15 protein-coding genes are annotated in these 19,880 nt (G+C 62.9%); 6 read left to right on the forward strand and 9 right to left on the reverse strand.

What is annotated here, in order from left to right; all coding sequences use genetic code 11:
* Window positions 1-227 precede the first annotated feature (227 nt).
* Window positions 228-3,737 (reverse strand): PAS domain-containing hybrid sensor histidine kinase/response regulator, encoded by a 3,510-nt coding sequence (locus tag I6F35_RS06965; RefSeq protein WP_225116920.1) that lies wholly within the window; start codon window positions 3,735-3,737, stop codon window positions 228-230.
* Between the two features lie 116 nt (window positions 3,738-3,853).
* A complete protein-coding gene (hemA, locus tag I6F35_RS06970; RefSeq protein ID WP_225116921.1) occupies window positions 3,854-5,083 on the reverse strand; it encodes a 5-aminolevulinate synthase in 1,230 nt (409 codons plus the stop codon).
* Window positions 5,084-5,462: 379 nt separating this feature from the next.
* Between hemA and aroQ the strand changes: the two genes are divergently transcribed.
* Window positions 5,463-5,894, forward strand: a complete 432-nt coding sequence (gene aroQ / locus I6F35_RS06975; protein WP_225116922.1) for a type II 3-dehydroquinate dehydratase — start codon at window positions 5,463-5,465, stop codon at window positions 5,892-5,894.
* Window positions 5,895-5,915: 21 nt separating this feature from the next.
* Here the strand turns inward: aroQ and I6F35_RS06980 are convergent, their stop codons facing one another.
* The 4 genes from I6F35_RS06980 to I6F35_RS06995 all read right to left on the reverse strand — a co-directional run bounded on the left by I6F35_RS06980 (window position 5,916) and on the right by I6F35_RS06995 (window position 10,838).
* Window positions 5,916-6,977 (reverse strand): MBL fold metallo-hydrolase, encoded by a 1,062-nt coding sequence (locus I6F35_RS06980; protein WP_225116923.1) that lies wholly within the window; start codon window positions 6,975-6,977, stop codon window positions 5,916-5,918.
* Between the two features lie 183 nt (window positions 6,978-7,160).
* Window positions 7,161-9,305: a HAMP domain-containing methyl-accepting chemotaxis protein gene (locus tag I6F35_RS06985; protein WP_225116924.1), complete on the reverse strand. Its 2,145-nt coding sequence runs from the start codon at window positions 9,303-9,305 to the stop codon at window positions 7,161-7,163.
* Between the two features lie 263 nt (window positions 9,306-9,568).
* Complete coding sequence (locus I6F35_RS06990; protein WP_225116925.1) at window positions 9,569-10,309, reverse strand: outer membrane beta-barrel protein; 741 nt, start codon at window positions 10,307-10,309, stop codon at window positions 9,569-9,571.
* A gap of 208 nt (window positions 10,310-10,517) precedes the next feature.
* Window positions 10,518-10,838, reverse strand: coding sequence for a hypothetical protein (locus tag I6F35_RS06995; protein ID WP_225116926.1), 321 nt, complete (start codon window positions 10,836-10,838; stop codon window positions 10,518-10,520).
* Window positions 10,839-10,907: 69 nt separating this feature from the next.
* On the opposite strand from I6F35_RS06995, the gene I6F35_RS07000 reads away from it, so the two are divergent.
* Window positions 10,908-11,165: a hypothetical protein gene (locus I6F35_RS07000; protein WP_225116927.1), complete on the forward strand. Its 258-nt coding sequence runs from the start codon at window positions 10,908-10,910 to the stop codon at window positions 11,163-11,165.
* A gap of 90 nt (window positions 11,166-11,255) precedes the next feature.
* Here I6F35_RS07000 and I6F35_RS07005 read toward each other — a convergent pair whose 3' ends face one another.
* Together I6F35_RS07005 and I6F35_RS07010 are read right to left on the reverse strand one after the other, a co-directional pair.
* Window positions 11,256-11,867: an XRE family transcriptional regulator gene (locus I6F35_RS07005; protein ID WP_225116928.1), complete on the reverse strand. Its 612-nt coding sequence runs from the start codon at window positions 11,865-11,867 to the stop codon at window positions 11,256-11,258.
* A 124-nt stretch (window positions 11,868-11,991) separates the two neighbouring features.
* Window positions 11,992-13,215 carry an ABC transporter substrate-binding protein gene (locus tag I6F35_RS07010; protein WP_225116929.1) on the reverse strand — a complete coding sequence of 408 codons (1,224 nt, stop codon included), beginning with the start codon at window positions 13,213-13,215 and terminating at the stop codon, window positions 11,992-11,994.
* 208 nt (window positions 13,216-13,423) lie between these two features.
* Here I6F35_RS07010 and I6F35_RS07015 point away from each other — a divergent pair, with 208 nt between their 5' ends.
* From I6F35_RS07015 to I6F35_RS07025, 3 genes are all read left to right on the forward strand, one after another.
* Entirely contained in the window at window positions 13,424-14,524 is a 1,101-nt protein-coding gene (locus I6F35_RS07015) for an Ldh family oxidoreductase (protein ID WP_225116930.1), read from the forward strand.
* An 8-nt stretch (window positions 14,525-14,532) separates the two neighbouring features.
* On the forward strand, window positions 14,533-15,189 hold the full coding sequence (locus tag I6F35_RS07020) for a pyridoxamine 5'-phosphate oxidase family protein (protein WP_225116931.1): 657 nt from the start codon (window positions 14,533-14,535) through the stop codon (window positions 15,187-15,189).
* 414 nt (window positions 15,190-15,603) lie between these two features.
* A complete protein-coding gene (locus tag I6F35_RS07025; RefSeq protein ID WP_225116932.1) occupies window positions 15,604-16,809 on the forward strand; it encodes a dienelactone hydrolase in 1,206 nt (401 codons plus the stop codon).
* Between the two features lie 220 nt (window positions 16,810-17,029).
* On the opposite strand, the gene I6F35_RS07030 is transcribed toward I6F35_RS07025, so the two are convergent.
* Window positions 17,030-17,527 carry a MarR family transcriptional regulator gene (locus tag I6F35_RS07030; protein ID WP_225116933.1) on the reverse strand — a complete coding sequence of 166 codons (498 nt, stop codon included), beginning with the start codon at window positions 17,525-17,527 and terminating at the stop codon, window positions 17,030-17,032.
* 356 nt (window positions 17,528-17,883) lie between these two features.
* Between I6F35_RS07030 and I6F35_RS07035 the strand changes: the two genes are divergently transcribed.
* Window positions 17,884-19,479, forward strand: coding sequence for a porin (locus I6F35_RS07035; protein WP_225116934.1), 1,596 nt, complete (start codon window positions 17,884-17,886; stop codon window positions 19,477-19,479).
* Window positions 19,480-19,880 lie beyond the last annotated feature (401 nt).

Consider the following 19,880-nt stretch of genomic DNA (forward strand, 5'->3'; position numbering starts at 1 on the left):
AGCGCGTCTCGAACCATCAGGCCCGGTCAGTGGCCTCGCCCTTCGAGACGGTCGCTAGAGCGTTTTCGAGCGAAGTGGACACCGGTTCGCGTGAAGAAAACGCGTCAAAACAAGAATCTAGAGCTTCGGTTCTGATTCAATCAGAACCGAAAATGCTCTAAGCGACCTCCTCAGGGTGAGGAGATAGGTTGGAGCGTGCGGCTCGTTCCAGTCAGCGCATCGCGCGTCTACTCCGCCGCCACCATCTGCTGGGTCCGCCACTGTCCGAGCAGCGCGCGGAGTGAGGCGGGCTTCACCGGCTTGTTGAGCACTGCGATGTTTTCCTCGCGCGCGGCGGCGCGGACATGGGGGCTGCGGTCGGCGGTGATGAGAATCGCGGGCAGCCCCTCGCCGAAGCGACGGCGGATATCCCGGATCGCGGCGACGCCGTTGCCGCGGTCGAGATGATAGTCGACCAGCAGGCCGGTGATGGGCCTGCCTGCCGCCTCGATCGCGCCGATCGCGCTTTCGGGATCGGCGACCGCGATCACCTCGGCGTCCCAGGCGGTCAAGAGCGTCTTCATGCCATCGAGGATCGCCGGGTCGTTCTCGATGCAGACGATCAGCGCACCGCTAATCGGAGTCTTGACCAGCGGCGTCGCGCTGGTCACGGGACCGGTGTGGTTGATCGCCTGCGCCACCGGAACACTCACGGAGAATACCGAGCCGCCGCCGGCATTGGCATCGAGCGCAATGCCATGATTGAGCACGCGCGCCAGCCGTTCGACGATCGACAGCCCCAGTCCCAGGCCGCGTGCGATCCGCGCGCCTTGTTCGAGGCGGTGGAACTCCTTGAAGATCTCGCGGCGCTTGAGCACGGGAATGCCGACGCCGGTGTCGTAGACGCAGATCTGAAGCGACCGGCCGCGACGCCGGCAGCCGACCAGCACGCGCCCGCGCGGCGTATATTTGATCGCGTTGGAAACGAAGTTCTGCAACAGTCGCCTGAGAAGCGAGCGGTCGGACTCCACCGCCAGCGAGGAGGGTACGAAGGTCAACTCGAGCCCCTTGGCGCGCGCGATCGGGGCGAACTCGATTTCGAGCGAGCGCATGAGATCGCCGATCTTGAAGCGGCTGATCGACGGCGTCATCGCGCCGGCATCGAGCCGCGAGATGTCCAGCAGCGCGCCGAGAATCTCCTCGATCGCTTCCAGGGAGTCGTCGATGTTCTCGACCAGGCGCGCATCCTCGCCGCCCTGCTGGCGCTCGACCATGCTCGTGACGTAAAGCCGCGCCGCATTTAGCGGCTGCAGGATGTCATGGCTGGCGGCCGCGAGAAATCGCGTCTTGGAAATGTTGGCGTCCTCGGCCGCGCTCTTGGCCAGCGCCAGTTCGGAATTGAGGCGGGTGAGTTCCTCGGTGCGGTCGCGCACGCGCTTTTCCAGCGTCGCATTGGCGCGCTCCAGCGCCTCGGCCGCCTCGAAGCTCGGCGTCACGTCGGAGAAGGTGATGACGAAGCCGCCGCCGGGCATCCGGTTGGTGCGGACCTCGATCACCATGTGGCGGTCGGGTAGCCGCTCCAGGTAGGGCTCGCCCTCGGTGGTGTAGGCGGCGAGCCGCTTCTCCAGCATGAGCTGCGCGTCGCCCGAGCCCTGCGGATTCACCGCGCCCATGAACTCCAGGATCTCCGGCAAGGGGATGCCGAGTTGAACCAGGTGCGCCGGCAGCGCCAGGATCTCGGCGAATTGCCGGTTCGAGCAGATCAGTTGCAGATTGACGTCGAACACCGCGATGCCCTGACGCACATGGTTGAGCGCGGTCTGCAGGATCTCGCGGTTGAAATGCATCGCCGCGTGGGAATCGTCGAGCAGCTTCAGCGCGGCCTTTGCCGAAACCGTGCGCTTGCGCAGCAGCAGCGACATCACGAGCCGCGAGGAGGCGGCGCCGATGGAGGAGGCGATCAGCCGCTCGGCATGCTGCAGCAATTCGAGGCCGGCGGGCGCTGCTGGGTCGAGCCTGCCGCCACGTTCGGTTGCAAACGCCTCGAAGGCGTGGTCGGCGCGCTCGGGCCCGAGATATTGTGCCACCGTGCTCTGGATGTCCTGCACCGTCACCGTGGTGCGCCAGCGCCGGAAGCTCGGCGCGATCGGCGTGAAGGTGTGAGGCACGAACAGGTCGGCCTGCAGGCGCTCGATCGAGGTCGGCTCGCGTGCCAGCGAGAACACGAGGTAGGTGAAGATGTTCAGCGACAGGCTCCACAGCACGCCGTGCAACAGCGGCGGCAGGTCGGTGCCGAGCAGCGCCTGCGGCCGCAGCGCCTCGATGCCGAACGGGCCGTGCTGCAGCAGCATCAGCCCCGTGGTGCTGCTTTCCAGGAAGCTCGGCAGGAACAGCGTGTAGATCCACACCGCGACGCCGACCACCATGCCGGCGATAGCGCCCCGCGCGGTCGCCTGCCGCCACAACAGTCCACCGAAAAAGGCGGGCGCAAGCTGCGCGATCGCCGCGAACGACAACAGCCCGATCGCGGCGAGCTGGGTGTTGCCGAGCGCGCGATAATAGAAATAGGCCATCAGCATGATGCCGAAGATCGCGAAGCGGCGCACGCTCAGCAGGAAGTCGCTGAAATCCTTCTGTCCGGCGAGCGTTTCTCGGCTGCGCTGCAGCACCGTCGGCAGCACGATGTCGTTGGAGACCATGATCGACAGTGCCACGCATTCCACGATCACCATCGCGGTGCCCGCCGACAGCCCGCCGATGAAGACGGCGACGCTGAGCAGCGAGGCGTTGGCCTCCATCGGCAGCGCCAGCACGTACATGTCGCTGTCGACGGCGCCGAACGGAAACGTCACGAGTCCTGCGATCGCGATCGGGATCACGAACAGGTTGATCGCGACGAGGTAGAGCGGAAACAGCCAGCGCGCGCGACCGACCTCGTCCTGGCCCGAATTCTCGACCACGCTGACATGGAACTGACGCGGCAAGAGCATGATCGCGCAGAACGACAACAGCGTCATGGTCAGGAAATTGCCGACCGACGGCACATATTCGATCGCGCGCACCGCCTCCGGCGTCTTCATCGCGCGCTCGATCAGTTCGGTCGGCGAGAACATCCAGAAGGTGACGAAGATGCCGGCGGCGAGGAACGCCACCAGCTTGACGATGGATTCGGTTGCGACCGCCAGCATCAGGCCATGCTGGTGTTCGGTGGCGTCGGTCTGCCGGGTGCCGAACAGGACAGCGAACACAGCCATCGCCAGCGTGACGACCAGCGCGATGTCGCCGAGGATCGGCACCGAGGAGAATGCCCTGTCCTCGGTCAGGATCGTTTCCAGCGAAGACGCGATCGCCTTGAGCTGGAGCGCGATATAGGGCACCGAGCCGATGATCGCGATCAGCGCCACGGTGGCGGCTACCGCCTGGCTCTTGCCGTAGCGCGCGGCGATGAAGTCGGCGATCGAGGTGATGTTCTGCGACTTGGCAAGGCCGATCACGCGGCGGAGCAGCGGGGTGCACAGCCCGATCATCAGGACCGGGCCGACATAGATCGCGAGGAAGTCGACGCTGGTGCGGGTCGCAAATCCGACCGAGCCGAAGAAGGTCCAGGAGGTGCAATAGATCGCGAGCGATAGCGGGTAGATCACCATGCCTGCGCGGCCGCGCTGTTCCGGCGGCAGCCGGTCGCCACGGCTGGCGACAAAGAACAGGAACCCGATATAGGCGAACGCGGCGGCGATGACGCCCCAGTCGTGCAGCATCGCTGCTGATCTCCCTTCCCGGCCTCAGAACGGGCCGTGGCGGGAGAGTATAGCGGGATCGGGCGGCTGGCGCATCGTGCGCTGCCGTTCCAATCGCCGATGTCGCGTCGTTAGGGTTATTCCGCCGCCATCGGCTGCTTGCGCAGCGGCAGGCCCAGCCGTTCCCAGACCTGCAGCAGGGCCTCCGCGAGGCCGTCCATCAGGCCGTCATCGTGGTAGGGCGACGGGGTGATCCGCAACCGCTCGGTGCCCTTGGGGACGGTCGGGTAGTTGATCGGCTGGATATAGATGCCGTGCTCCTCCAGCAGGATGTCGGTCGCGCGCTTGCACTTTTCGGGGTCGCCGACGAACAGCGGCACGATATGGGTGTCACTCGACATCACGGGCAGGCCGGCCGCGTTCAGGATCGCCTTGAGGCGGGCGGCGCGCTCCTGGTGGCGCTCGCGCTCCCAGTTCGAGGCCTTGAGATGGCGGATCGCGGCGGTCGCGGCCGAGCAGATCGCCGGCGGCAGCGCGGTCGTGAAGATGAAGCCCGGCGCGTAGGAACGCACGGCATCGATGATCTCGGCCTTGGCGGCGATATAGCCGCCGAGGCAGCCGAACGCCTTTGCCAGGGTGCCTTCGAGCACGTCGATACGGTGCATCACGCCGTCGCGTTCGGCGATGCCGCCGCCGCGCGGTCCGTACATGCCGACCGCATGGACCTCATCGACATAGGTCATGGCGCCATAGCGCTCGGCCAGATCGCAGATCTGCTCGAGCGGGGCGACGTCGCCGTCCATCGAATAGAGGCTTTCGCAGGCGATCAGCTTGGGCCGCTCGGGACCGGCCTCGCGCAACAGTTCTTCCAGATGTGCGAGGTCGCTGTGGCGGAAGATCTTCCGCTCGCAGCCGCCCTGGCGGATGCCTTCGATCATCGAATTGTGGTTCAGCGCGTCCGACAGGATCAGGCAGTTCGGAATCAGCTTTGCGATCGTCGCGATGCCGGTCTGGTTCGAGACATAGCCGGAAGTGAAGAGCAGCGAGGCTTCCTTGCCATGGAGGTCGGCGAGTTCTGCCTCCAACTGCACCAGCGGATGGTGCGTGCCGGCGATGTTGCGAGTGCCGCCCGCGCCGGTGCCGACGCGGGTCGCGGTCTCGACCATGGCGCCGACGACCTTGGGATGCTGGCCCATGCCGAGATAGTCGTTCGAGCACCAGATCACGACATTGCGCTGGCCCTTCGGCGAGTGCCAGATCGCGTGCGGGAAGCGGCCCGCGATGCGCTCGAGGTCGGCAAATACGCGATAACGCCGCTCGTCATGGAGGCGGTTGAGGGCGGCGCTGAAAAACTGGCTGTAATCCATGGGCAAGACCTAGGGCAAACCTGGAGCGGAACCCGGCCGGAGCGGCCGCCTCTTTCTTAGAGCTTTTCAATCTCTAATGTCTATGCGCTATCCCACGTTTGAGCATGCGCAAGACATTGGACAGATTGTCCATGGAAGCGGAGCAAATGTTGATGTGGATCAAAGAGCTAGGCGCCATTTGAACGCCGGGCCGGGTCGCACAGGCTGCGCCTCCGTTTCGACTTCGCACGACGTCGCAGCCGGCGCGCAAGTCCCTCGAAGACAACTTGACCACGTGACCTGTCGGCGTGGCCCTGATCTCCAATTTGGTGCACGGTGCCGGCCAGGGAACCTCGCTGGGCCATGCTCTGCCGAAGATTTTCGAGGAGGAGGACGCACCATGAAACGAGTCATGATTCTGAACGGTCCCAATCTCAATCTGCTCGGCGTGCGGGAGCCACATATCTACGGCACAACGACGCTCGCGCAGATCGAGGAAAGCTGCGGGCAGGCGGCCGCGAGGCTGGATCTGAAGATCGCCTTCCACCAGTCCAACCATGAAGGGGTGATCGTCGACCTGATTCAGTCGGCCCGGCAGGAGGCGGACGCCATCATCATCAACCCGGCCGGCTTCTCGTTCACTTCCGTCGCCATCATGGATGCGATCAAGACGTTCGAGGGGCCGGTGCTGGAGGTGCACATCTCCAATATCCACGCCCGCGACGAATATCACCGCCACTCCAGGATTTCCTTCGTGGCGACCGGCGTGATCTGTGGCCTGGGGCCATACGGCTACATCGCGGCGATGCAGGCGATTGCCCAGATGAAATGAGCTGGACGCGACCGGCCGGCGTCAGGTGGTGCGGAAGCGCAGCACGCCGTCGGCCTCCTCGGCCGTCAGGCGGCCCTCGACGAGCATGTAGTTGACGTGGGCGATCAGTTCGCCGGCGGCAAATCCCATCTGGTGCGCATCCAGCACGTGCTTGTGGAATACGACCGGTACCAACTCCTTCGAGGTTTTCGCGGTCTCCCGGCAGGCCTCGGCGATCAGCCGGCAGCGTTCCTCGTGATGGTCGGCAAGCTGCTTGATCCGCGTCTTCATGCCGTAGAACGGCACGCCATGGCCGGGCAGCACCAGCACGTCGTAAGGCAGCGTCGTCGTGAGGCTCGCCAGCGACGCCAGGTATTCGCCGAGCGAATTCTGTTCCGGCTCCACTGCCCAGACACTGACATTGGGCGAGATCTTGCTCAGTACCTGGTCGGCTGACAGGAACAGCTTGTCGGCGGCGCAATAGAGCATCACCTGGTCGAGCGCATGTCCGCCGCCGGTGACCACCTTGAAGCGCCGCGTGCCGATCACGACCTCGTCGCCATGGGTGAGGCGGCGATAGGACGGCGGCAACACCGATACCCGCTTCAGGTACTCCTGGCCGCGGCCCAGCAGCTTGTCGGTGAGGTCCTCGTCCATGCCGTGGCGACGGAAGAACAGCCGCTGCGCCTTCAGTCGCTCCTCGGTGCCGCGGTTCTGGTGATAGACCGACTGCAGATATTCGACCTGCGACATGTGAAGCGCGCAGCCGAACCGCTCGACGATCCATCCCGCCAGACCAACGTGATCAGGATGCGAATGAGTCACGATCAGGCGGGTGATGTTCACGCCCTTGAGCGGGCCTTCGAACAGCGTGGTCCAGGCTCCGATCGATTCCTCATTGCCGAAACCCGAATCGATCATGGTCCAGCCGTCGCCATCGGCGAGCAGATAGATGTTCACATGGTTGAGACGGAACGGCAGCTTCAGCCGTACCCAGAGCACGCCGGGCATCACCTCCACGACCTGGTCCGGGCCGGGGTGATTTTCGAAGGGGTATCGCAGTGCCTCGGCCGAGGACTGCACGCTGTCCGTTTTCGAATGCATCGCTTATCGGCTTAGCGGTACCTGTCGCCCGGCGCTAGCTCAAAAAAGCAGACCCCGGTCCGGATAATGGGCAGGGATATCCCGTGGCCCGGATGAAGCGAGAAGCGCAATCCGGGGCCATCCCGCCCCGGACTGCCAATCCCGGACTACGCTGCGCTCCACCCGGGCTACGGCGGTTCCCGCTTACGCCGCGCGGATGTTCGACAGGAACGCGTCGATTTCGGCGCGCAGCACCTCGGCCTCGCGGCGCAATTCGCTGGAGGCGTTCAGCACGTCGCCGGCGGCGGTGCCGGCTTCAGCCGAGGCGCTGCTGACGCCGACGATGTTGCTGGAGACCTCGCTGGTGCCGCCGGCCGCGTGCTGGATGTTGCGGGCGATCTCGCGCGTAGCTGCGCCCTGTTCCTCGACCGCCGCGGCGATCGCGGTGGTGACGTCGTTGATCTCGCCGATCGTATTGCTGATGTTGCGGATCGCGGACACGGCCGTCGTCGTCACGTCCTGCATGCTGACGATCTGCTGGCGGATCTCGTCGGTTGCTTTCGCGGTCTGGTTGGCGAGGCTCTTCACCTCGGAGGCGACGACGGCAAAGCCGCGGCCGGCTTCGCCGGCGCGCGCCGCCTCGATGGTGGCGTTGAGCGCGAGCAGATTGGTCTGCGAGGCGATGGTCTGGATCAGGTCGACCACCACGCTGATGCGGGTGGCGTTCTCGGCGAGGCCCTGCATGGTGACGTCGGTCTGGCCGGCTTCTTCCACCGCCTTGCGCGCGATCTCCGCCGAGGTCACGACCTGGCGCCCGATCTCGGCGATCGAGGAAGAGAGCTCCTCGGTGCCCGCGGACACCGTCTGCACGTTGACCGAGGTCTCCTCCGCGGCGGAGGCGACCGTGTTCGCCAGTGCGCTCGACTGGTCGGCGGTCGCCGACATGCTCTGTGCCGTCGACTGCATCGAATTGGCCGCATTCTGCAGGCTGTCGAGCGCGCTGCGGACGGTGGATTCGAATTCGACGATACGGGCTTCCATGCGCGAGGCGCGCTCCGCCTTGGCGGTGCGGTCCTTGTCCTGTTCGGCCGAGAGCGCGCGGCCCTCGATCATGCTTTCGCGGAACACCGTCAGCGCCTTGGCCATCGCGGCGATCTCGTCATCCTGGCGGCTCTGATAGATCTCGGTCTCGAGATCGCCGGCCGACAGCCGCTGCATCGAGTCCTGCAGGCCCTTGAGCCGCTTGAGAATGCTGCGGCCGACATAGAGCCAGACGAACAGGATCGAGCCGATCAGGGTTGCGACGCCGAGCGCGAGCATCACCATGGTCGCAAACGAAATCTCCTGGCGTGCCTGGCTGGTGGACGTGTCGGTCGCCTTCCGCACGCCGTCAACGAGCTGTTGCACGCTGATGCCGAGGCCGACGTTGAGCTTGCGCGTCTCTTCCAGGATGGTCTCGCCGAAATCGGTGGCGTCCAATTCCTTCTGGCGGACCTTGAACACGCCGGTCTTGCCCTGGCCGAGCGCCTGCAGCTTTGCGGCGGCTTCGGCGAGCGTCTTGGCGCTCAGGCTCTTGGGCAGTACTTCGAGGTTGGATTTTACCTGTGCGAGTACCTGCTTGAAATCCTTCTCGATCGCTTCCAGCGTGTCGCTGCTGGTCGCCGACAGCGCGGCGGCCATGTTGGAGGCCATCAGATTGCCGCTCGCGATCACGTTGCCGAGCTGTTCGACGGTGCGTGCCGCATTGCTCGCATCATCGGACGATGGATCGGCGGAGCCGAGGATCGCGTGAAGCTGCATCTGCGAATCCACCATTGCCGGTGCGGAGGCCGCGACGAACTCGGCCTGTGCCTTGCGCAGCGCCTCATACTGTTTCTCGTGCAGCGCCGCCGTCTCCAGCCGCTCGCGCGCGGCCGAGCCAAGGCTCTGGATCACGTCGTCGATGTTCTTGACGGTTTCGGTGAGCGCGTTGCCGATCGCCTTGTCGGCGCCGAGCTTGATGATCTCGTCGAGCTTCTGCAGCGCGTGCGTCTGGGTTTCCTTCATCTTGCGCGAACGCTCGTTCAAGGACTCTTCGGTGCGCGCAGCGAGCAGCGCCGGTCCCTGGCTCGCCAGGCTCGCACTCTGCGCCGACAATTGCAGGCTCGCGGCAAGCCGCGGGATGTCGCGGCCGGAGAGGTCGCCCATGGTCTTGCCGAGCTGTTCGAACACCATCGCAGCGCCTGCGCTGATCACGATCGCCATGGCGGCGATGACGGCGAACGCCGCGAACAGGCTGCCCCGGACGCCCCATCGCGGACGTCGGATGCCCTTAAGTTTCAATTTACCGAAGCGGAATCGTAACGCCATCTGCCTGCCCCCGCAGTCACTGCCCTTGAGCTTGAATCCTCGCGCGGCAGTATCGCGATGGCGGGTTAACAAAATCGGGAACTTGAACGCCCGGCGCTGCAATTTTTGCCGCGCATGGCTGCGTTGAAGTAGCTTTGTACCGCACGTCGGAATTGATCGCGCGATGCTTGCAGAATTGTCGCATCCACAACCTCTCGAGAATCAAAAAAGGCCGGCGAGATGCCAGCCTTTCTCGATCTCTTGCTCGATCTCTTGGATTGGGATCAGTAGCCCGTGGCCACCGGCCCGCCGAAATTGCCGAGATTGAAGCGATAGTTGATGCCGGCCTTCACGGTGTGCTCGTCATTATGGAAGCTGCCGAATGGCACCAGCGGGGCTGGCGCGATGAAGCGGCTGTCGCCGAAATCGTAATATTGATATTCGGCCTTGGCCGACCAGTTGGGCGCGAACATGTATTCGATGCCGCCGCCGACGGTGAAGCCGTTGCGATGGCTGTCACTGAGCGCGAACCCGACCGGGACACCAACGAATGTCAGCATTTCGTTGTTGTCGGAATAGGCGTAGCCGCCCTTCGCGTAGACCAGGCCCGGGCCCCAGGTCCAGCCGATGCGGCCGGTGATCGAGCCGATCCCGCGCTGGTCGTTGCTGTAGACGAAGCCGCCGGGGAACGCCGCGTTGACCTGGTCGCCGCCGAGCCACGAGTACTGGCCTTCGACGCCGATCAGGAAGTTCGGATGGAATTGCCAGTCGCCGCCGACCTGGACGCCGCCGAGGAAGCGAGTGTTATCGTCGCCGAGCGCGAAGCCGCCAAAGCTGTCGCTGCCGCTGAAGGCGCCGCCGAGATGGCCGCCGATATAGAAGCCGGTCCAGTTGTAGATCGGTGCGGCGTAAGCTGGCGCCGGCGCTTTGCTGTAATAAGGACGGGCGCCGAGATCGGCGCCGAATACCGGCGCGGCGGCGGCGAGCGCCACGAGGGCAACGGTTGCGAGCAGGATCTTCTTCATTTCATTCCCCGGAGATTCAAAACGAGACGCTGCGCGCAGCGCCCCCGTGGCGCGAGTAAAGACCGCATTTGAATAAAATCATGTCAGCGCGGGGCGATTGCGGCTGATTGTCCAACCTGTTGGTCGGTAATTGTTTTTTGTGCTTAACGGCGGCTTAAGGAACCGTGAATGAAGGCTTAATTGCCCTTTGCTCCCAGGCAAGGTTCGCTTAACCAAGCCTGCGCCGGATGTCCTCGCGCATCTGCTCGCGGAATTGAGCCCTGCGCCCCGGCCGCTCCTTCTCCGGGACGTCATGGCGGTCGAACACGTTGAACTTCTCGAGGATCGGATAGTGTTCGCTGGCCATCGCCAGCACGCGCAGGAGATCGGCGGCTTGCGCGCTCGGTCCCGTCACCTCCCAGCGGCGAATGGTGTTGGCGCCGTCGGGCGCCTTCAGCCCGCATAGCCTGGCCATGTCGGCCACCGTGAGCGGCTGGCGGATGGCCTCGCCGAGGTGCTCGCGAAGCCTTTTCAGTTCTGGTCCAGTCACGGGATACCCCCTTCAGATCATTGCCAGATCACTGGCGCGCACCATTCGGTGAATTGTGAACTGGCTCACATGGCGCACCGTGCAAGCAAGTTATACCGCTCCCCGATTCCTGATGAGGAGGAAATCATGCGCAGCCTGATTGAAAGCCTCACGCCCGATGCGCGCCGAATCGACTGGAAATGGATCGGCGCCGTGTTCGCGTTTTATGTGGTGGTGATGGTGATCGCAGCCAGCCTGCTGATGACCCATCGATCCACGAAAGGCTCGGCCTACGAGATGTCGCTGGCTGCGGTCGCCTGCGTATCCTGCGCGCTTGCCGCCGATTGATCGACCGCGTCACGTTGCCAGCGGACGAAATCGGATCATGATCTCATTTTCTATTCGAGCGAGATATTCTTGAAAAACCACTTCTCCGGATCACGGCTGAACTTCCGAATGATGTTCGATCACGTCCGGCGGCGTCACCACCATCAATAATCGCGCCGGTCCAAGTCCGGCATTGCGGCCCATATGCGGCCGATCGCCGAACAGATGGACGCAATCGCCCTGGTCGAGCACGAAGCGTTCCTCGCCGATCTGAAATTCGATCCTGCCCTCGAGCACGTAGAGGATCTCCTCGCCCTCGTGGGAGAGCAGCTTGATGTCGAGGTCGGAGGTAACCGGAAAATCAAGCACGAAGGCGCTGAGCTTGGGGTCCGTGAGGTCGCCCGAGAGCCAGTGATAGTCGTAGCCGTTGGCGGAGTGCGGAGGGGAGGTCTCGCGCTGGCGGCGGCGCGAGATGGTGTAGTATTTGGGCGCCTGGACGTCGGCGGAATCCTCGAACAGGTCGCGCAGCGGAATGTTCAGCCGGGTCGCGATCAGGATCACGTTGGCGATCGACATCGCCGCTTCGCCGCGCTCCACCCGCGAGAGATAGGCCGCCGAGAGGCCGGTGTCGTTGCCGAGCGCCTGCAGCGTGAGCTTTCGATCCGTGCGCGCTTTGCGGATTCGCGCGCCAAGTTGCCGGGCGATCAGCCGCGCCTGATCCATGGCTCCTCCCGAAAGCTACTGTGATTGCTTACCGGGACTTGCTCTAGAGGTGATTTGCATCGGGCGCAAGATCAGCGGTAAAAACGGCGCAAGCTTCGGCTTGCGCCGTGTCATAATGTGCAAGTCACTTCTTGATGAGCGGACACGCGCTCGCTTCCAGTGGCGGAAACACCTTGTCGGCCGGCAAGGTGGCCAGCACCTTGTAATAGTCCCATGGCTCCCTGGACTCCTGCGGCTGCTTCACCTGCATCAGGTACATGTCGTGCATCAGCAGCCCGTCCTCGCGGACCCTGCCGTTGCGGGTGAAGATGTCGTCCACCGGCAGCTCCTTCATCTTCGCCATCACGGCGCCGGCTTCATCGGTCCGGGCCGCTTCGATCGCGCGAAGATAATGGCGCACCGCCGAATAGACGCCGGCTTGCGTCATCGTCGGCATGGCTTTGTGCAGCTTGAAGAACTTCTCCGACCAGGCGCGCGTCTCCGGGGTGCGGTCCCAGTAGAAGGCGGAGATGAAGCGAAGGCCCTGGGTGCTGGCGAGGCCCATCGCATGGATGTCGGTGATGAAGACGATCGGCGCCACGAAGGTCTTGCTCTTGTTGATGCCGAATTCTGCCGCCTGCTTGATCGCATTGGCCATGTCGGCGCCGGCGCTCGCCAGCGCCACCACCTTGGCCTTCGAGGATTGGGCCTGCAGCAGATAGGAACTGAGGTCGGCGGTGTTGAGCGGGTGGCGCACTTCGCCCTCGACGGCGCCGCCGCCTTCGGTCACCGCCTTGCGGATATCGTTGGCGAAGGCATGCCCGAATGCGTAATCGACCGTCAGCAGAAACCAGCTCTTGTCGCCGCCATCGGTCATGGTCCTGGCGAGGCTGTAGCCATTGGAATAGCTGGTATAGACCCATTGCGCCGAGGTCGCGGTGCACGCCTTGCCGGTGAAATCGGACGAGGCCGCCATGATGATGGCGATCCTGTTCTTGTCCTTTGCCAGGGCCTGCACCGCAAAGCCGACCGACGAGTTCGAGAAATCGGCGACCATGTCGACACCGTCCCGGTCGAACCATTCGCGCGCCTTCGCCGCACCGATGTCGGCCTTGTTCTGATGATCGGCGGAGACGAGCTCGATCCTCTTGCCGAGGACGGTGCTGCCGAACTCCTCGATCGCCATTTTTGCGGCGACCACCGAGCCGGGACCGGCCAGATCCGCATAGAGCCCGGACTGGTCGTTCATGATGCCGATCTTGACGAAGCCGTCCGAGATGACCGGTTCGGCGGCCCGGCCCTGCGGTGTGGCCAGGACCAGGCCGATCGGCACGGCTGCGAGGGCGAGGAATTTCGTCAGTGACGGCATCTTGCTTCTCCTTTGGATTTCGCTCCGCGGCGACATTTGTTGGGAACCCACCTAATTTTGCATATCATGCACTTTTGTGCAGGACCAAATTATCGGCATTGCTGATAATGAAATAGTCTGGACGATATTTGCATAATATGCAAAAATTCCTCATTCGAAGCTCACCGGCCGCTCGCGCCGGAAAAGTCAAAGAAAACGGGAGTAGGGAATGTCGGATGCGGTCCGGATGTCGCTGGCTGACGTGCACAGGTCGGCCAAAGCCGCGCTGCTTGCGCAACGATTTGGTGCATCACATGCAAATGCGATTGCAAATACCGTGACCATGGCCGAGCGGGACGAGTGCCGGCATCACGGCTTGTTCCGGCTGCCTTTCTACATGAACGGGCTGCACTCGGGTCAGGCGTCGCCGGACGCCGAGCCCGAACTGTCAGTGCTGGCGCCTGCTGTGATCAAGGTCGATGCGAAATACGGTTTCTCGCCGCTGGCGCTGGAGCGCGGCGCGGAGCCGCTGGCTGCGCTCGCCAAGAAGATGGGGATCGCGGCGATGGCGGTGAACAACGCGCTCAACGTCGCAGCCCTTTGGCCGGAAGTCGAGCGGCTGGCGGAGCACGGCCTGGTCGGCTTCGCCTTTGTCGCCGCCAGCCCCTATGTCGCGCCGGCCGGCGGCACCAAGCCGCTGTTCGGCACCAATCCGATGGCGTTCGCCTGGCCGCGAAACGGCAAGCCTCCGGTCGTGTTTGATCAGGCCTCGAGCGCCAGCGCCCGCGGTGAAATCCAGCTCCGCCTTCGCGACGGCAGGACCCTGCCCGACGGCTGGGCCATCGGACCGGACGGCAGGGCAACCAACGATCCGGCCCAGGCGCTGGCCGGCGCGCAGCTTCCGTTCGGCGGCTTCAAGGGCTCCAACATCGCCATGATGGTGGAATTGCTGGCCGGGCCGCTGCTCGGCGATGTCCTCAGCTTCGAAGCCGGCGAGCGCGACAAGGCGAACACGGGTGCACCTTGCGGCGGAGAACTCGTGATCGCGATCGATCCGGTCCGCTGCATGGCGAATGGGGACCGCGCCAGACAGCTCGACCACGCCGAATTGCTGTTCGACAAGATGCTGGCGCAGGATGGTGTGCGGCTGCCATCCGACCGCCGCTACGAGGCCCGCAAGCGCACCGAAGCCGAAGGTGTGCTGGTGCCGAAATCGCTCCACGATTCGATCGAACTCTACATCGCTGGCAAGCGAGTGGCCGAGCGGAATGCCTATGAGGGCGATCACCTGACGCATCGCAAGGATGCCGGTCAGGCGGTGGCGATATGAGGGCTGCCATGACAGGCTCGACATTGACGCCAACCGAACGGACCCGCGTCCGGCTTCATCCGGAGCGCGCCGTTTATGATTGCGAGGTGATGTACCGCATTCTCGACGAGGCGCTGGTTTGTCACGTCGGTGTCGTGGTTGATGGCGCACCGCGCGTGCTGCCGACCGCGATCGTCAGGATCGACGACTTCGCCTACATCCATGGCAGTCCCGCCAATCAATCGCTCGCGGCGCTGGCGGCCGGCGCTCCGGCCTGCATCACCGTCACTCTGATCGACTCGATCGTTGCAGGACGATCGGGGTTCGGCATGAGCATGGACTACCGCTCCGTGATGATTTTTGCGATGGCAGAAAAGATCGTCGATCCCAGGGAGAAGGAGCGCCTGGTTGCGGCGTTCATCGAGGATATCTGCCCGGGCCACCAGGTCCGTCCGCCGAAACCGAAGGAGATCGCCGCCACGCTCTTCCTGCGGTTTCCGCTGACCGAAGCCTCGGTCAAGATCAGGAATCAGGGCGTGGTGGATCCCGAGGAGGATTATCGGCTCGACGCCTGGTCGGGTGTGATACCGCTGCAGCTCACCGCCGGCGAGCCCCGTAATTGTCCGGCCTTGAAGCCCGGCATCGCCGTTCCCGATTATGCGAAGGACTATCGCCGCGGCACGTGAGGCCATGGTTCGAGCTGTGTATCGTCAGTGCGCCGATGACGACCGGCGCTCTGACGTTGGTCAGGTCGCTGCGAACCAGGGAGCGCACATCAAATCTGTCTGCCAAGGTGCACTGTGCATTGTTTGCCATGGTGCATTCGCAACTTCTCAGTTCGCCACGCCCATCGCAGTGATGAATTGGTGAGCACAATCGGCCGCAATCATCATCTCGCAATGTTTCTGCTCCCGCCTGCTGCGCAACCCCGCCATGCATCATTCGTTTTGACAGCGATGTGATTTGCGCCGAAAGAAGGCGCGCTTCTTGTATGTGCGTCGTTGGGGAAGGACGTCTCAGAACGAAGCGCGCATGAACGTTTCGTAATGCGGTCGTTGGTCTGTTGATGTTCGCTGAACATTTTATTGGGGGCGCGCCAGTTGCTGTTGCCGGTCATCGATCGTGGAGATCGCAGTCTTCGCGATCATCTTTCGCAGGTGGGGGCGGCTGCGACCGTGAACTCTGATCTGCACTACCAAAGGTGGATCTGGTGGCCTGAACGTGAGGATCTCTCGCTCGAGTTCACGCGGTTGCTGGCTTCCGCCCAGGAAGGCGGCGCGACCTTTTCGGAATGCTGGCTCACCGCCAGCCGCATCGATTTCACCGGCGACGATGGTGACGATTCCTGGCACCGGGAATGGACAGCCACCGCGGAGGTTAATCGCGGGCGGGCTTTATCTGCAGCAGCGCAAGGCCATCCAGCGACGGCCAGGAGTAACTGGCTTCGCGCCATCAACTATTATCTTACCGCCGCCTATGCGTTTGATCTCTCGCCGGACAAGCGGCGGTCCGCGCTCGCCTCGATGCGCGAATGTGCCGCGAACTATCTCAACTGCCGTGAGCCTCGTGGCGAAGTCGTCTCGATCCCATGGCTGAGCGAGTTCGCCTTGCAAGGGTACTATCTGCCTGCGCCCGCAAGCGGCGATGCTGCGCCGGTAGTGATCTGTATCGGCGAACCCGGGCATCACAAAGAAGAGTTTCTATTCAAGCTCGCACGCCACGCCTCCGAGCGCGGGATGGCGCTGCTTGCAGTGGACATCCTGGGTGATGACACCGGCCTGACGTTCGAAGAGGTGTCGCTTCGCCACAAGCCTGAGCACGCGATTGCGCCCATCATGGATTATCTCATCGGCAGGGACGACGTCGATGAGCGACGGATCGCGATCCTCGCCTACGGCTGGAGTTCATCCTTTGTCGCGCGCGGCATCGCCTTCGACCATCGGTTTGCCGCGGCCGTTTGCGACGGCGGCATTTGGGATCTGCATTTGGGATCATTTCTGGATCCGCAGAACAGACCGTTCGACGTCGAGCCTTGTCCGGAGCTGCAAGCTGACCGCATCCTGATGAGCATCAAGTGTCCGTTGTTGGTCGCTGCAAGCGCGCGCGGCGGGCTCAAGGCGGATCGGATCGCCGAATTGACGGATCGGTTGCGCGCGGGGCGAGGCGACCGGGATGTCACGGTCGAAATATCCGAGGGCACGGAGACCGCCGCGGGGCAGGGTCGCTCCGACAATCCAATCCTCGCCAACGAGTTCATCTTCGATTGGATCGCGTCCCGCATCGGGGCGCAGTCTTTAATAATATGATGGCGCACAGGCCCTGCTGACGCAGTCCCCTACCGGTTTCCCTAGAGCATTTTCGGTTCTGATTGAATCAGAACCGAAGCTCTAGATTCTTGTTTTGACGCGTTTTCTTCACGCGAACCGGTATCCACTTCGCTCGAAAACGCTCTAAAGCATGATCTCCGCGCAAGCGCTTCGCGCTTATCGGGAGAGAAAGCCGGTGTTCAATTTTCCGGATCATGATCTAGAAATCAGCAGCGACTTTCAGGCGGGCCTTTTCCAACCGCCTCTTGAGGACAGCGAGCTTGTTGGTCAGATCATCCAGCTCGCGCGGGCTGAACTCGGCGAAAATGAACTCGTTCAGGCTTTCCTGCTGCGAGGTCAGGCTCGCGAGTTGCTTGTAGGTCTTGTCGGTGAGCGACATCTTCACGATGCGCGCGTCTTCCTTCGCCGGCCTGCGGCGGACGAAACCCTTCTTCTCCAAAAGCTTCGATTGGGTTGTGACGAACGACGGATCGACATGCAGCATTTTTGAGACGGCATTGACGGGCACGCCGTCGCCCTTATCGAGGTCCGCAAGCGCCACGATCATCATCCATTGCGGCCCGCTGATTCCGAGCTTCTTGGCCCAGAAGTAGCGAATTTCCTCAAGATGAACGCTGATCGCGGCGATTTCCCAGGCGAATCGCCGAATGACATCCTGATTCTTGCTGGCGGACTCATCCATGGGCACCGTGCTCATCCCTTGCCCGATTCCATACCGGATGTCGGGCGGAAACGACACGGTATTCCGTTAAGTGCGTCAATATGCACGGAAAATTGACGGCAGCCGCGTCTTTGCACGCTGGCCGCGCATCAGTTGCCGAAAAGACACATCGGAATGGCAATCAATATATGAGTGAGTAAACTAATTTGATTATCTAAATTGCACATGCATAACTTTCATTCCGACGGAGGGGGGCTCCCGACCGTCTCGTCTCAGGTGGCTCTCGTAAGTCCACCGGCTTGAGAGATGCGTTGATCCTCAACGTTTTTTCGATGGCAGTCTTATCCGCTTTGCACGGGGGTTCGTGCACAGCACTTACTTGGAGGTTAACAATGAAGGTGGCTAAGAGCCTTATCCTCGGCTCAGCGGCGGCTCTGCTCGCCATGGGCGGGGCACAGGCAGCCGATCTTCCCGTCAAGGCCAAAGCGGTCGAGTACGTGAAGGTCTGTTCGCTCTACGGTGCCGGTTTCTGGTACATCCCGGGCACCGATACCTGCATGAAGATCGGTGGTTATCTGCGTGTCGACACCACGTTCAACGGCGGCATCTACGGTTCGCAGGCCTGGAGCGGTGATGCTGGTCAAGGCAACCGCTATCAAGACTACTTCTCCGCCCGCTCCCGTATGGCGCTGACGGTCGATACACGCACCGCGACCGAATATGGCGTCGTCCGCACCTTCGCTCAGGGCGACTTCCAGTTCGATACGCTCGGCAACAACACCTACAGCCCGAACTCGGTCAACGGTTCGCTTCCGGTCGCCGGTGCCAACCTGCTGCACACCCCCGGCGGCGGCTATGTCGCGGTCGAATTCGTGTTCATCCAGTTCGCGGGCTTCACCTTCGGTAAATCGTCTTCGGCCTTCGCGACGCCGTGGCACGGTTATCCGGGCAACATCTCGTCGAACCTGCTCGGCGGTCATGACACCGTCACCGGCGTGAACAACATCCAGTACACCGCGCAGTTCGGCAACGGCATCTCGGGCACCATCGGTCTCGATGATCCGACCGTTTTCAACCGCACCTCGGTCTACAATCTCTCCACCGCGATCGGCGCGGCCGGCACCACCGGCAACGCCTATGCCGGCGTGCATTCGCCCGACATCGTCGGCAACATCCGCATCGATCAGGCCTGGGGTCTGTTCCAGATTTCCGCCGCAGCGCATGAAGTCAGCGGCTCCTACAACGTGCTGAACACGACAGGGGCCCCTCCCGGTGGCGTCGGTCTGCCGGGTGCGGCGCCGGTCGCTGGCTCGGAGCTGTCCGGTCACCCCGACACCAAGTGGGGCGGCGCGGTGATGGCTGCGTTGCAGATCAAGAACATCCCGACCGGTCCCGGCGACGACATCAAGTTGGATGCGACCTATGCCGTCGGCGACACCAAGCAGGTGATCTCGACGTCGTCGGCTTCGCCGAACTTCGCGATCTTCGGCGGCAGCAACGCCGGCTATCAGAGCATCGGCCTCGGTGTGACGACTGACGCCGTCTGGTTGCCAGGCTTCGCGGGCGGCGACGGATCGCTGAAGCTCACCAAGGCGTGGGGTATCCGTGGTGCGTTCAACCACAACTGGGATCCCTACTGGTCGACCAGCTTGTTCGGCAGCTACTCCTCGGTCCGTTACGACGGCACCGTGGGTGACCTGTCGACTGCCAAGGGTGCGTATTGCGCCGCCTTCGCTGCGAGCCATCCGGGCCTTGGTGTGAGCTACACCTGCGATCCGAGCTTCAACGTCTCGCAGCTCGGCCTCGTCACCCGCTGGACTCCGGTCAAGAACCTGACGTTCTCGGCTGAAGCGATCTGGCTCCACCTCGACCAGAAGTATCAGGGCACGTCGACCTTTGGCGCCGGTGCTCCGAAGCCGGTCGCGACCTACGAGTTCAAGGACCAGGATACGGTCAGCTTGCAGATCCGCGCTCAGCGCAACTTCTGATCTGTTCGATCTGACTCAAGTCTGGAGAATCCCCGGCAGGAAACTGCCGGGGATTTTTCTTATTGCGAATGGTGAGTGGCGAATCGCGAGTGTCGTGGGAGTGCGCGAGGTCCAGTCGCATCTCCTGTTCGCCACGCGCTATTCGCCGTTCGCTACCCCCGCAGCTTCGGCATAGTGCATGACCGAAAAAACATGATTTACTCAGGTAATTTTCTAAGGTAGTAAGGAGTCAAGTCGGTGCAGCATGGCCGGCCCGTTAGGTCTCGCTGAGATATGACCTCTTAATGCTAAACCTCCGAAACCTCCGGCAATGCCCTGCCGGAGGTTTTTCATGTCCGGCGACCGCGGCGGAAGCCGCGTGCTCCGCCTCGCCTGATTCGAGCAGCGCGGCTGGTCGAAGC

This window comes from Bradyrhizobium sp. BRP22 (genome assembly GCF_020194175.1).
Lineage (GTDB): Bacteria > Pseudomonadota > Alphaproteobacteria > Rhizobiales > Xanthobacteraceae > Bradyrhizobium.